Source organism: Sphingomonas sp. PP-F2F-G114-C0414, from assembly GCF_003688595.1.
Taxonomy (GTDB): domain Bacteria; phylum Pseudomonadota; class Alphaproteobacteria; order Sphingomonadales; family Sphingomonadaceae; genus Sphingomonas.
In genome coordinates this window covers 695,040-708,008 of the sequence record NZ_RCWT01000010.1, presented here as the reverse complement: position 1 = coordinate 708,008, position 12,969 = coordinate 695,040, and the positions used below count along the sequence as shown (strand labels likewise).

Annotated in this window: 16 protein-coding genes and 2 tRNA genes; 14 read left to right on the top strand and 4 right to left on the bottom strand. The window is 65.3% G+C overall.

The window, feature by feature from the left end:
* Positions 1 to 23 precede the first annotated feature (23 nt).
* From C8J47_RS08200 to C8J47_RS08185, 4 genes are all read left to right on the top strand, one after another.
* On the top strand, positions 24 to 1,730 hold the full coding sequence (locus C8J47_RS08200; RefSeq protein ID WP_121885417.1) for a class I adenylate-forming enzyme family protein: 1,707 nt from the start codon (positions 24 to 26) through the stop codon (positions 1,728 to 1,730).
* A gap of 290 nt (positions 1,731 to 2,020) precedes the next feature.
* Positions 2,021 to 3,169, top strand: coding sequence for an AI-2E family transporter (locus C8J47_RS08195; RefSeq protein ID WP_107962265.1), 1,149 nt, complete (start codon positions 2,021 to 2,023; stop codon positions 3,167 to 3,169).
* A gap of 54 nt (positions 3,170 to 3,223) precedes the next feature.
* Positions 3,224 to 3,300: transfer RNA gene (locus tag C8J47_RS08190), tRNA-Asp, on the top strand.
* Between the two features lie 98 nt (positions 3,301 to 3,398).
* A tRNA-Asp gene (locus C8J47_RS08185) sits at positions 3,399 to 3,475 on the top strand.
* Positions 3,476 to 3,781: 306 nt separating this feature from the next.
* Here C8J47_RS08185 and C8J47_RS08180 read toward each other — a convergent pair.
* The 4 genes from C8J47_RS08180 to C8J47_RS08165 form a co-directional block, all read right to left on the bottom strand.
* Positions 3,782 to 3,982, bottom strand: coding sequence for a DUF2842 domain-containing protein (locus C8J47_RS08180; protein ID WP_056048481.1), 201 nt, complete (start codon positions 3,980 to 3,982; stop codon positions 3,782 to 3,784).
* Positions 3,979 to 4,512, bottom strand: a complete 534-nt coding sequence (locus tag C8J47_RS08175; protein WP_121885206.1) for a 5-formyltetrahydrofolate cyclo-ligase — start codon at positions 4,510 to 4,512, stop codon at positions 3,979 to 3,981. Before C8J47_RS08175 ends, C8J47_RS08180 begins: the two co-directional genes overlap by 4 nt.
* Before the next feature lie 192 nt (positions 4,513 to 4,704).
* On the bottom strand, positions 4,705 to 5,013 hold the full coding sequence (locus tag C8J47_RS08170; protein ID WP_056048487.1) for a cell division protein ZapA: 309 nt from the start codon (positions 5,011 to 5,013) through the stop codon (positions 4,705 to 4,707).
* The gene (locus C8J47_RS08165) at positions 5,013 to 5,207 is read right to left on the bottom strand and encodes a hypothetical protein (protein WP_181321090.1); all 195 of its coding nucleotides are present in this window, start codon (positions 5,205 to 5,207) and stop codon (positions 5,013 to 5,015) included. Before C8J47_RS08165 ends, C8J47_RS08170 begins: the two co-directional genes overlap by 1 nt.
* Positions 5,208 to 5,351: 144 nt before the next feature.
* On the opposite strand from C8J47_RS08165, the gene gap reads away from it, so the two are divergent.
* The 10 genes from gap (at position 5,352) to efp (ending at position 12,835) form a co-directional block, all read left to right on the top strand.
* Positions 5,352 to 6,362 (top strand): type I glyceraldehyde-3-phosphate dehydrogenase, encoded by a 1,011-nt coding sequence (gene gap, locus C8J47_RS08160; protein WP_056048489.1) that lies wholly within the window; start codon positions 5,352 to 5,354, stop codon positions 6,360 to 6,362.
* Positions 6,363 to 6,495: 133 nt separating this feature from the next.
* Entirely contained in the window at positions 6,496 to 6,957 is a 462-nt protein-coding gene (locus C8J47_RS08155; protein ID WP_121885416.1) for an MOSC domain-containing protein, read from the top strand.
* Positions 6,954 to 8,144 (top strand): phosphoglycerate kinase, encoded by a 1,191-nt coding sequence (locus tag C8J47_RS08150; RefSeq protein ID WP_121885205.1) that lies wholly within the window; start codon positions 6,954 to 6,956, stop codon positions 8,142 to 8,144. The genes C8J47_RS08155 and C8J47_RS08150 overlap by 4 nt, the downstream gene beginning before the upstream one ends.
* Before the next feature lie 48 nt (positions 8,145 to 8,192).
* Positions 8,193 to 8,459 carry a ribbon-helix-helix protein, CopG family gene (locus C8J47_RS08145; RefSeq protein WP_121885204.1) on the top strand — a complete coding sequence of 89 codons (267 nt, stop codon included), beginning with the start codon at positions 8,193 to 8,195 and terminating at the stop codon, positions 8,457 to 8,459.
* Positions 8,456 to 8,788, top strand: a complete 333-nt coding sequence (locus C8J47_RS08140) for a type II toxin-antitoxin system PemK/MazF family toxin (RefSeq protein WP_121885203.1) — start codon at positions 8,456 to 8,458, stop codon at positions 8,786 to 8,788. The genes C8J47_RS08145 and C8J47_RS08140 overlap by 4 nt, the downstream gene beginning before the upstream one ends.
* Before the next feature lie 22 nt (positions 8,789 to 8,810).
* Positions 8,811 to 9,731, top strand: coding sequence for a class I fructose-bisphosphate aldolase (locus tag C8J47_RS08135; RefSeq protein ID WP_121885202.1), 921 nt, complete (start codon positions 8,811 to 8,813; stop codon positions 9,729 to 9,731).
* A gap of 75 nt (positions 9,732 to 9,806) precedes the next feature.
* Positions 9,807 to 10,496, top strand: coding sequence for a thiamine phosphate synthase (thiE, locus tag C8J47_RS08130; RefSeq protein ID WP_121885201.1), 690 nt, complete (start codon positions 9,807 to 9,809; stop codon positions 10,494 to 10,496).
* 65 nt (positions 10,497 to 10,561) lie between these two features.
* Positions 10,562 to 11,575 (top strand): L,D-transpeptidase, encoded by a 1,014-nt coding sequence (locus C8J47_RS08125; RefSeq protein WP_259467437.1) that lies wholly within the window; start codon positions 10,562 to 10,564, stop codon positions 11,573 to 11,575.
* 4 nt (positions 11,576 to 11,579) lie between these two features.
* A complete protein-coding gene (locus C8J47_RS08120) occupies positions 11,580 to 12,185 on the top strand; it encodes a M23 family metallopeptidase (protein ID WP_121885200.1) in 606 nt (201 codons plus the stop codon).
* A gap of 86 nt (positions 12,186 to 12,271) precedes the next feature.
* A complete protein-coding gene (efp, locus tag C8J47_RS08115) occupies positions 12,272 to 12,835 on the top strand; it encodes an elongation factor P (protein ID WP_121885199.1) in 564 nt (187 codons plus the stop codon).
* Positions 12,836 to 12,969 lie beyond the last annotated feature (134 nt).

Sequence of the window (12,969 nt, the reverse complement as noted above, 5' to 3'; positions counted from 1 at the left end):
CACTCGATCCCTCTTGGCCGGCGATGTCGCTCGCCGACGCCGAGCGAATGCTGACCGCGCCCGGCGCGAAGTTCGAGATGGACACGCTGACGATCGATGGCATCGAGACGCGGATCTGGAAGAATGCGCCGCCGTCGTTGCGCTGGTTGGCCGAGGCCGCGCGGGCGCATGGCGAGCGGGTCTTCACCGCGTATGAGGACGAGCGCGTCACCTACGAGGCGAACTTCCGTGCGATCGCGGTGCTGGCGCACCGGTTGCGCGAGATGGGGATCGGCCCCGGCGACCGTGTCGCGCTGGCGATGCGCAACCTGCCCGAATGGCCGGTCGCGTTCTTCGCGGGCGCAAGCATCGGCGCGATCATGGTGCCGCTCAACGCGTGGTGGACCGGCGCGGAGATGGAATACGGCCTAGCCGACTCGGGCGCGCGCGTGCTGATCACTGACGACGAGCGGCATCACCGGCTGGAGGCGGCGTATGCGACGCTGCCGGCGCTGGAGCACGTGTTCGTCGCGCGCGCCGCGGAGCCGCTGACGGGGATCGTAACGCGGCTGGAGGACATGATCGGCACCCCGCACGACTGGGCTGCGCTACCCGATGTAGGCCTCCCCGAAGCGACGATCGCACCCGACGACGGCGCGACGATCTTCTACACCAGCGGCACCACCGGCGCGCCCAAGGGGGCACTCGGCACGCACCGCAACATGATGTCGAACATCATGTCCGGCGGCTATTCCTCCGCCCGCTCGTTCCTGCGCCGCGGCGAGGCGCCGCCCGAGCCGACGCCGCGCGTAGCGCTCACGGTGATCCCGCTGTTCCACGTCACCGCCTGCTCGGCGGGTATGATGGGGGTGATCGCGACCGGGAGCACGATGATATTCATGCGGAAATGGGACACGATCCGCGCGATGGAGATCATCGAGCGCGAGAAGGTCAACATCACCGGGGGCGTGCCGACCATTGCCTGGCAGCTTCTGGAGCATCCCGACCGTGGCCGCTACGATCTCTCCTCGCTCGAATCGATCGCCTATGGCGGCGCGCCTGCGGCACCGGAACTGGTAAAGCGCATCCATGCCGAGTTCGGCGCGATGCCCGGTAACGGCTGGGGCATGACCGAGACGATGGCGACCGTGACGCATCACGGGGCCGAGGATTATCTGAACCGGCCCGACAGCGCGGGGCCGGCGGTGGCCGCCGCCGACCTGAAGATCGTCGCGGACGACGGGGTGACAGAGCTGCCGACGGGCGAGGTCGGTGAATTATGGGCGCGCGGGCCGATGATCGTGAAGGGCTATTGGAACAAGCCGGATGCGACCGCCGCGACGTTTGTCGACGGCTGGGTGCGGACCGGCGATCTTGCCCGCCTCGACGACGAGGGATTCTGCTACATCGTCGACCGGGCCAAGGACATGATCATCCGCGGCGGCGAGAACATCTATTCGAGCGAGGTCGAGAACGTCCTTTACGCGCACCCCGCGGTGACTGACGCGGCGCTGATCGGCATTCCGCACCGGATCCTCGGCGAGGAGCCGGCGGCTGTGGTGCACCTTGCGCCGGGGGCGGTGACGACGGAAGCGGAGTTGCAGAGTTGGGTGCGGCAACATCTGGCGGCGTTCAAGACGCCGGTCGCGGTGCGCTTCGTGCATGAGACTTTGCCGCGGAACGCGAACGGTAAGATCCTGAAGAAGGACCTGCAGGTGCTGTTCGAGGACCGGGCGGGGGTGTCGGCGTAGGAGGCCATACCTGATACTGCTCTGTCAGCTTGACGAAGAGCGGGGGGCTTGGGATCAAGACATGATCGGACATGCCGCGGTCTTTTCGAGGAATTCCATCGCGCTGGCACCGCGCGCCGCTTGAATGCCGGCCGCGATTACGGGATGGGAGTGGCAAAGGAATTGCCATGACGGACGAGGGTCTTCGCCAGGAAACGCACCAGCCGCAGGGCGGGGACGGCGTCGTTGCGGAAGGGCCGCCCGCCGAGAGTGCGTTCGGGTTGCCGATAGCGGTCGGGGTCGAGGATGCGATGCGGATTGCGCAGCGTCGCGACCGTTTGCTCGCGGCGCTGACGCTGACCGCTGGCGTCGGGCTGATCCTCGCTACGCCGTTCGCGTTGAAGTCGGGGGCGGAGTTCTTTCTGCCGCTGACCATCGCGCTCGTGATCTCGGTCGCGCTCGTGCCGGTGCTGGAATGGCTCGAACGGCGTCACGTACCGTCGCCGCTGGCCGCGATATTGTGTCTGCTGGTGTTCCTGATTGCGGCGAACATCGCGATCGCCGCGATCCTCGTGCCTGCGACCGATTTCTTCCGCCTGCTGCCGACGCGGCTCGACCGAATCCAGAGCAATCTCGCACCGCTGCTCGACCTCTACTCGAGCCTCGAGAAATACGTGAACAAGACGCTGCGGCAGGTCGCATCGACACCGATCAAGCAGCCGGCGACCGCGGGAGTTGCTGCACCGGGGTCGATCCTCGAACTCGCGGCGACGTCGGCGCCGGCGGTTATCGTACAGTTCCTGTTCGGTGTCCTGATCGTGTTCTTTTTCCTCTCGGGTTGGACGCGGATGCGACGGCAGACGATCACGGGGCGGACCAGCTTCGACGGGGCGATGGCGACCGCTCGCGTGATCCAGGACATCGTCGACGACGTGTCGGCGTATCTCGGGACGATCACGCTCATCAACATCGTGCTGGGGATCGTCACGGGCACCGCGCTGTGGTTCATCGGCATGCCGTATCCGGCGATGTGGGGCGGGATCGTCGCGCTGCTCAATTACATCCCGTATTTCGGGCCGGTGATCGGCGCGTTCCTGCTCGCGCTGGGCGGGCTGATGACGTTCTCGGATATCTGGATGGCGATGCTGCCGCCGGCGCTGATGTACGGGCTGCACCTGGTCGAGGCGAACGCGATCACGCCGTTCGTGGTGGGGCACCGGCTGACGATCAGCCCGTTGCTGATCCTGATCTCGCTCAGCTTCTGGGGATGGGTGTGGGGCACGTCGGGCGCGTTGCTCGCGGTGCCGCTGCTGATCATCATCCAGACGATCGTGAAGGCCGCTGGCAAGCCCGACATCGCCGGGTTCCTGTTCGAGCACGGGACGCTGGTGCAGCCCAAGACCGGGCGAAATCGCCGTCGTGGCGACCCGCCCGAGGCACAACGTGAAACTGGCGGATAATTTGGGTTGACGGTATCCGAACCCTCGCCTAGTTGCCGCCTCCACGCTGTTTCAGCGGGTGTAGCTCAGTTGGTTAGAGCGCCGGCCTGTCACGCCGGAGGTCGCGGGTTCGAGTCCCGTCACTCGCGCCATCGTTTGCCCTGACCGGGTAGATGGTTCGAGATAGTGTCGAGGTTTTGACGAGCCTTACCGCGTGTCCCTTGGGGCGCTAGGGTTCGTCATTGGGAATGCGGGTGTAGCTCAGTTGGTTAGAGCGCCGGCCTGTCACGCCGGAGGTCGCGGGTTCGAGTCCCGTCACTCGCGCCACCCTATGGGGTGGCCGAGACCCTTCAAAGTTTCGCATGCTGCGAGCATTCAGTCCTCCAACCGGGTTAGGACCATCATCCCCCACACCGTTCGTGCTGAGTAGAGACCGAGTAGCTTCGTAAGAAGCGTATCGAGGGCTCGTATCGAAGCATGTGTTCCGCGCGACAACTTATCCTTCGATACGCCCTCTCGATACGCCGCTGCGCGGCTACTCGACGGCTACTCGGGACGAACGGGGGTGGGGGCGTGTTCCGCGACGCCCGGAGGGCCGAAGAGCGTGTCGAGCAGAGCGGAAGCTGGCAGGCGTTAGCGCCCGAGCTCCATCCAGCGCAGGACCGGCTTCAGCGGTGCTATCCAGATCAGGCCGGTGAACAGGTAGAACACCAGTTGCCCCAGCCAGTGCCAGCTGCCGACGATGTTGGACAGGCTGACGATAGCCACGCACCACACCAGGATCAGTAGCAAGATGCCGAGCATCCCGACGGGTTTGCGCCAGGTTGGCGTCATGGCGTGATCCAGTCTGATTCGGTGGCGATGGCGTGGAGCGGGACGTCCCACGGGTCTGGGGTCAGCGTGTCGACTTCCTGCACCGACAACGCAACCCCGACGCGCCACGCGTTCGGGTGCGCAAGGAAGGCGCGGTCGTAATAGCCTGCGCCCTGGCCGATCCGGTTGCCGCTGCGATCGAAGCCGACGAGCGGCGTCAGGATGATGTCGGGTTCGAGTTCGGCGGCGTCTTCGGCGGGCTGGTGCAGCCCGAACGGTCCGGCGATTAGTGCGGCCTCGGTCGCCCAGGACAGAAATCGCATCGGCAGCGAGCGGCGGACGACATGGGGCAGGGCGATGACGCATCCGGCTTCGACGGCGGCGCGCGCGAAGGGCGAGGGGTCCGCTTCGCCCCCGAACGGGACATAGGACGCGACCGTCAGTCCGGGTTTCAGCCGGTCAAGGAACGCCGACGGCACCGGAAGCTCGACCGGCGGGCGCGCTTCCCGCGCGGCGCGGAGCAAAGCTCGGAGCGCGCTCTTGTCGGTCATGCCAAGGCCTTGGGAGGTGGTGGTGTGGCGGGCCCACCATGGCCGTGTGCCGGGTTATCCACTGACGCACGGTACGTCAGGTGGGGACCATGTGCTTCGGACCAGGATCCTAACAGGGACAGCCCCCTATGGATGATGAATAGCCTCAGGGATAATAAAGGCTCGTACCGGGCAGAACCCGCCACAGCCAATCTAGGCGTTGGGCGGGCTAAGCTCAAGGGCTTGTGCGAGGCCCTCGAGACGATCTGCGATCCGTGTGAGTGCGATCTCGCTGACCGCCGAACCTTCGGGTGGGCGATGCGCGGCTTCGTCGAGGTCGTCGGCGAGCATCAGCGCGACGAACAGCATCGCGCGCTCGGCGCTGAGGCCACCCGCCGCGCGGTCCGCGGTCGCCCAGCGCTCGGCAACCATCGCGCCCAGCAGGCGGACGCGCGACTCTTCGCCGTCACGGCAGGCGACGGCGTGGGGACGACCGCCGATATCGAGCATGACCTGGGCCATCAGTTGGGGCTCCCGCGCGTAATGACGTCGTCGAGCGCGGCGACGGCTTCGGCCATCCGCGCCTTGAGGGCGGCGTGGCGCTTGGCGAGCGCGTCGCCGGCTTCGGTGCGGGCTGCAATGGCGGATTCGATCCGTGCGATCGCGGCGTCGATCCGTTCGACGGCAGTTGGTCCGTCGGGAAGTGTTTCTGACATGCCATGCGAGATAGCATGGACGGGGGGTGCGACAAGTCGGTTTAGGCGAAACCCATCACCATCCACGGTGTTGACAGGGCGCCCCACCGCCCCGCAAAGGCTGCGCGCCCGGAACGGACTCGCGGGCGTAGCGGAGATACAGCAATGACGGTCAAGGTTGCGATCAACGGTTTCGGGCGCATCGGCCGTCTCGTCGCCCGTGCGGTACTCGAACAGTCGAACGGCGCACTCGAACTCGTCGCGATCAACGATCTCGGCGATGCGAAGTCGAACGCCTGGCTGTTCAAGCGCGACAGCGTGCACGGCAAGTATCCGGGCGAGGTTTCGGCCGAGGGCAACGAACTGGTCGTCGACGGCAAGCGCATTCGCGTTACCGCCGAGCGCGATCCCGCCAATCTGCCGCACGCCGAGCTGGGCGTCGACATCGTGCTGGAATGCACGGGCTTCTTCACCGACAAGGCGAGCTGCCAGAAGCATCTCGATGCGGGTGCCAAGAAGGTGCTGATCTCGGCGCCTGGCAAGAACGTCGACCTGACCGTCGTTTACGGCGTCAACCACGACAAGCTGACCGCCGAGCATACGATCGTCTCGAACGCGTCGTGCACCACCAACTGCCTCGCGCCCGTCGCCAAGGTGCTGAACGATGCGATCGGCATCGAGCGCGGCCTGATGACGACCGTCCACGCCTACACCAACGACCAGAAGATCCTCGACCAGATCCACCCGGACCTGCGTCGCGCGCGTGCTGCGGCGATGTCGATGATCCCGACGACGACGGGTGCCGCGCGTGCGGTTGCCGAAGTGCTGCCGGAGCTGAAGGGCAAGCTCGACGGTTCGGCGATCCGCGTGCCGGTGCCGGACGTTTCGCTGATCGACCTGACCTTCACGCCGTCGCGCGATACGACGCGCGAAGAGGTGAATGCGGTGCTGAAGGCAGCCTCCGAGAGCGGCCCGCTGGTCGGCGTGCTCGACTGGTCGGACGAGCCTCTCGTTTCGATCGATCTCCAGCATACCCCGGCATCGTCGACGATCGACAGCCTGGAGACCGCGGTGATCGACGGCAAGCTGGTTCGCGTCGTCAGCTGGTACGACAACGAGTGGGGTTTCTCGAACCGGATGGTCGATACGGCGACCGCGATGGCGAAGTTCATCTAAGCTCGCGATCTATGCGTCCCCTGTTCCGTTCGCTTCGAGCGCAGTCGAGAAGTCGTCTCCCGTGACAGATGGTGTCTCGACTGCGCTCGACACGAACGGGGAGGGAGCGGTGGCCCGGGCCCAGGCCTCGACGATGGTTGGCACGATCGCCGGCATCGCGCGCCACGCCCGCGCAAAAGCCCCGATGGAGGTCATCGACGATGTCGAGATCACCATCGAGGCCGGCCTGCACGGCGACTTCCGCGGCTATGTGAAGTCCGGTGGCAAGGGCCGGCGGCAGGTCACGTTGCTCGAACGCGGCGACTGGGACGCGGCGATGGTCGAAGTCGGGCGCGATATTCCTTGGTACGAGCGGCGTGCCAATCTGCTCGTCGACGGCTTCGACCTTCCCCAGATACCCGGCACCCGGCTCCGCATCGGCGCGGACGTCGTGCTGGAGGTGACGCGCCACACCGATCCGTGCGAACGGATGGAAGCCTTGGCGCCAGGACTGTTCGCCGCGCTGACGCCCAACTGGCGAGGCGGGGCCTGTACCCGAGTTTTGATGGGCGGCAAGATTGCCGTCGGTGATGAGATCAGGATCGAAGAACCATGACCAAGCCATTCAAGACGCTCGACGATATGGGCGATATCCAGGGCAAGCGCGTGCTCGTCCGTGAAGACCTCAACGTGCCGATGGCCGAGGGTCGCGTCACCGACGACACCCGCCTGCGCGCCACCGTCGCGACGGTTGGCGAACTCGCCGACAGGGGCGCGATCGTCCTCGTCCTCGCGCATTTCGGTCGTCCCAAGGGCGTGCCGAGCCCCGAATTCTCGCTGTCGCAGGTCGTGAAGCCGTATAGCGAAGTGCTCGGTCGCGAAGTCCGCTACATCGACTGGGAAGGGGCGGATGATGCCGTCGCGACGCTCGAGCCCGGCGACATCGCGGTGCTGGAGAACACGCGCTTCTTCGGCGGCGAGGAGACCAACGACGCGGCGGTGGTGACCCGGTTCGCGAGCCTCGGTGACCTGTACGTCAATGACGCCTTCTCCGCCGCACACCGCGCACATGCTTCGACCGAAGGCCTTGCCCACGTTCTTCCCGCCTTTGCCGGACGCGCGATGGAAGCCGAACTCGACGCGCTCCAGAAGGCACTCGGCGAGCCCGAGCATCCGGTCGCGGCGGTCGTCGGCGGCGCGAAGGTTTCGTCGAAGCTCGACGTGCTGCGCCACCTCGTCACCAAGGTAGATCATCTGATCATCGGGGGCGGCATGGCGAACACCTTCCTTGCGGCACGCGGCGTCGATGTCGGTAAAAGCCTTTGCGAGCATGAGCTTGCGAGCGTTTGCGAACAGATCATGGAAGCGGCGGACAAGGCCAACTGCACGGTCCACCTGCCGTACGACGTGGTGGTCGCCAAGGAGTTCAAGCCGAACCCCGCCACGCGCACCGTCAACGTCCACGAAGTCGCCGCCGACGAGATGATTCTCGACGTCGGCCCGGCCGCAGTCGAGTCGCTTGGCGACGTGCTGAAGAACTGCCGCACGCTGGTGTGGAATGGTCCGCTCGGTGCGTTCGAGACGGTGCCGTTCGACAAGGCGACCGTCGCGCTTGCCAAGACCGCCGCAGCGCTCACCGAAGGCGGCTCGCTCGTCTCGGTCGCGGGTGGCGGTGATACGGTCGCTGCGCTCAACCATGCCGGTGTCGCGGATGCGTTCACGTTCGTCTCGACCGCAGGTGGCGCTTTCCTGGAATGGATGGAAGGCAAGACGCTTCCAGGGGTCGCCGCGCTTCACGGTTGAAATACGCGCGCATCCGAGCTATGTTTAACATGTTAAACGGAGACTCGGATGCTTGGCGTCAGGCTCGATAACGAACTCGAAGAGCGACTCGCGGCGGTTGCGCGCACCCAAGGGCGCAGCAAAAGCGATATCGCGCGCGAAGCCGTGCGGCGTTATGTCGAGCGCCACGACGAGGCTTTCCTGGCCGAGGCCAAGCGGCAGTCGCTCGCGGCGGCGGCACTTGGCTGGACCGAAGAAGACGACGCATGGGAGCGGTTGGGTGTTGCCTGGGATGATCCAGAGCTTACCAGCAATCGCCGTGATGCCGCCGAATGAAACGCGGTGATATCGTTACTATTGCCGATGCCGACGCGGGGGATTTTGCCAGAAAGCCGCGTCCGGCGCTCGTCGTTCAGACAGACGCGTTCCTGCGGGACCATGACAGCGTTACGGTGTGTTTGATCACCAGCCAGCTTGCCGGCCTCGGCATGTTCCGCATTCCGATCGCTGCAAACCCCGACACGGGGCTCTTTAAGCCGAGCGAGGTCAGTATCGACAAGGTGCAGTCAGTCTGGCGGCATCGGATCGGTCGACGGGTCGGTGCTGCTTCCAACGAAACCATGTTTGCGGTCGATCAGGCACTGCGCCGATGGCTGGAACTCTAAAATACTGAAAGAGGATTTACCCATGACATCCACGATCACGCCCCAAGTCAAAACCATCCTCGACAAGTACGAAGCCACCAGTTCGGCGGTGAAGGCGAACCTCGCGCGCATCCTCATGCAGGGCAAGCTTGGCGGCACCGGCAAGCTGGTGATCCTGCCAGTCGACCAGGGCTTCGAGCATGGCCCGGCGCGCAGCTTCTCGGTGAATCCGGCGGCGTATGACCCGCACTACCACTATCAGCTCGCGATCGACGCCGGGCTCAGTGCCTATGCCGCGCCGCTCGGCATGCTCGAAGCGGGAGCGGATACGTTTGCCGGGCAGATTCCGACGATCCTGAAGTGCAATAGCTCGAACAGCTGGGCGACGACGATCGACCAGGCGGTGACGGCGACGGTGTCGGACGCGGTGCGGCTCGGGTCGGCGGCGATCGGCTTCACGATCTACCCAGGCGCGGACCAGTTCTTCGACCTCGTCGAGGAAATTCGCGAGCTTAGCGAAGAGGCCAAGTCGGTCGGCATCGCTACGGTGATCTGGTCGTATCCGCGCGGTGGCGAGCTGACCAAGGACGGCGAGCTCGCCTTGGACGTCGGCGCCTATGCCGCGCACATCGCGGCGCTGCTCGGCGCGCACATCATCAAGACCAAGCTGCCGACCGCGCATATCGAGCAGAAGGAAGCCAAGCCGCTGTACGCGAACACCGATTGGTCGAAGCAGTCGGACCGCGTGAAGCACGTCGTCCAGTCTAGCTTTGCCGGGCGTCGCATCAATGTCTTCTCGGGCGGCGCGTCGAAGGGCGAGGACGCGATCTTCCAGGATGCGCGCGACATTCGCGACGGCGGCGGCAACGGCTCGATCATCGGCCGCAACACCTTCCAGCGCCCGCGTGACGAAGCGCTGGCGATGCTCGATCGGATCATCCGAATCTACAAGAACGAGGAATAAGCCGCGGTTTGTCCGCGCGTCACTCCGGTCCTGCGCCGGGGTGACGTGGCGGGCATGAGCGGCTAGGGGGCGGACATGACCGAATTCGAAGATCCGCTGGGCCCTCTCGATCCCAATTTCGCCGAGAATTTCCGCCGCGATATGCGCCGGCCGGCTTGCCAGCTTTACCTGGTGTCGCCGCTGGATGTCGGGGGCGAATTTCCGGAGCGTCTTGCTCGGGCGCTTGATGCTGGCCCGGTGGCGGCGTTCCAGTTCCGCGTGAAGGATATCGACCAGCATGCGGCCGCCGCGCTGGGCGAACCTTTGCGGGCGATCTGTGCCGAGCGTGATGTCGCGTTCATCGTCAACGACGATATCGGGCTGGCCAAGCGGCTCGACGCCGATGGCGTGCATCTCGGGCAGGACGACGGCGATCCGCGTGAAGCGCGGGCGCAGCTTGGGCCTAATGCGCAGATCGGCGTGAGCTGTCATGGCAGCCGTCATCTGGCGATGGAAGCGGGCGAGGCTGGGGCTGACTACGTGGCGTTCGGGGCGTTCTATCCTACGACGACGAAGGTCGCGACGCATACCGCCGAGCCGGTGATCCTGTCGTGGTGGTCGACGCTGTTCGAGATGCCGTGTGTCGCGATCGGCGGTATTACGCCGGAGAATGCTGGTCCGCTGGTTGCAGCGGGGGCGGACTTCATTGCGGTGTCGAGCGCCGTCTGGGGTGGCGACGAGGTCGCTGCGATAAAGGCGTTCGGCGAGGTTCTTGCGAAGCGCTGAGCCGTTGGAAACAACCGTCGTCCCGACCGTTTGATGCAGCAGCGTAACGGTTTGGGATGATGGGTATGACGGCATTTGCGATGAAGGCTTCGGTTCTTGCGGCCTGCCTGCTGGGTGCCGCGTCGCCCGCATCGGCGCAGACACCGCCGGCCAAGCCCGTACCGATCGATCGCAACATCCTGCACGTGCAGGTGATTCTCGATCATCTTGGCTTCGGGCCGGGGGTGCTTGACGGACGTGGCGGACAGTCGCTGGTCGCCGCGCTGAAGGGGTTTCAGGAGGCGAAGGGGCTGCCGATCACCGGCAAGGCTGACGCGCGGACGTTGCAGGCGCTGTATCGGTACCGCGCTGCTCGGCCGACCGTCACGGTCGCGCTGACGCCGGAGATGCTGGCCGGGCCGTTCGTCAATCCGTTCCCCAAGGATCCTGCCAAGCAGGCCGAACTGCCGTCGCTTGGCTACAAGAACGTCATGGAGAAGCTCGGTGAGATGTTCCACACGACGCCGGCGGTGATCGTCGCGTTGAACTCGCCGACGACGAAGCTGACGCCGGGCACCAAGGTGGTGTTCCCCAACGCATTGCCTACGTCGCGCGCGTATGATCCGAAACTGAAACCGGACTGGATCGCGACACTCACGATGCTGAACGTCGACGCGAACCAGCCAAAGGCGGATCATGTCGTCGTCGACAAGTCGGACGGTGTGCTGCGCGTGCTCGATGCGAACGACAAGCTGATCGCGCAATTCTCCGCGACGATGGGGTCGAGCCACGATCCGCTGCCGCTCGGCACGTGGACGATCAAGGGCTCCGATTACAATCCGAAGTTCCACTTCAACCCGGCACTGTTCTGGGATGCGAAGAAGGGGCAGCAGAAGGAGATGTTGCCGCCGGGGCCGAACGGTCCGGTCGGCGTCGTCTGGATGGACCTGTCGAAGGAGCATTACGGCATCCACGGCACGCCGAACCCCGAGACGATCGGGCGTGCGGAGAGCCATGGCTGCATCCGCCTGACCAACTGGGATGCGGCGCGATTGTCGATGATGATCAAGCCGGGGACCAAGGCCGTATTCCAAGCCTGAGGCGATGACGCGGACGTTCTGGATCATTCTCGGGCTTATCGTGGTCGTGGTCGGCGGCTTTGCGTCGATGATGTCGTTCGGGAGCAGCGGTAGCGGCATCGAGCGACGGGTGCCTTGGCGCAAGCCGGCGCCTCCCACCGAGATCGCTGCCGTTGCCGTGACGCCAGGCATGCTTGCCGTCCCGGTGGCGGGCGTCCCACGCAAGGCGATTGCGGACAGCTGGAACGATGCGCGGGGCGGCGGGCTGCGCGGCCATCATGGGACCGACATCATGGCACCGGGTGGCACGCCCGTCGTCGCGGCTGCGCCGGGGCGGATCGAAAAGCTGTTTCAGAGCGGGCTTGGCGGGATCACGCTGTACGTGCGTTCGCCCGACCGCCACTGGACCTATTATTACGCACACCTTGCCGGGTACGCGGCGGGCATCCGCGAGGGGATGGTGGTCAAGGCAGGCGATACGCTCGGCTATGTCGGCGATACCGGCGATGCCGGGGCGGGCAATTATCATTTGCATTTCGGGCTGACCAAGATGCAGCCGGGTGAGCGCTGGTGGCAGGGCGAGAACGTGAACCCGTACCCGCTGCTTGCCGGACGCGAGCGCGCCCGCTAAAGCCCGCCGCTTCGGGTTTCCGCAGAGCCGCGCCTCAGGGTCATGCTTCGCGGACGGCCCCTAGCTCTTTCCAGCAGGAATCGGTCATGAAGATCAACGCGGTCGAGATTCGTCCCGGCAACATTCTTGAATATGAGGGCGGCATCTGGCGCGCCGTCAAGATTCAGCACACCCAGCCCGGCAAGGGCGGTGCCTATATGCAGGTCGAGATGAAGAACCTCATCGACGGCCGCAAGAACAACACCCGCTTCCGCTCCGCCGAGAGCGTCGAGAAGGTGCGGCTCGAGACCGTCGACTTCCAGTTCCTGTTTCGCGAAGGCGACATGCTCACCTTCATGGACAAGATCAATTACGAGCAGATCTCGCTCGACGCGGACATCCTGGGCGACGCCGCGGCGTTCCTGCAGGACGGCATGGACGTGGTGATGGAGCTCTGGGAAGAGCGGCCGATCTCGGTCCAGCTGCCCGACACGATCGAGGCGCTGATCGTCGAGGCGGATGCCGTCGTGAAGGGGCAGACCGCTTCGTCGAGCTACAAGCCGGCGGTGCTGGAGAACGGCGTGCGCGTGATGGTGCCGCCGCATGTCGGCGCGGGTACGCGGATCGTCGTCGATGTTTACGAGCAGACGTACGTGCGTCGCGCGGACTGAATCCATCTCCCTCTCCCCTCCGGGGAGAGGGTCGGGGTGAGGGGCGGCCCCAAACGATACCGCCCGGAACAGGCCCCCCCCCCCCCCCCCCCCCCCCGGGGGGGGGGGGTTAAGGAAAAAAAAAAACCCCCCCC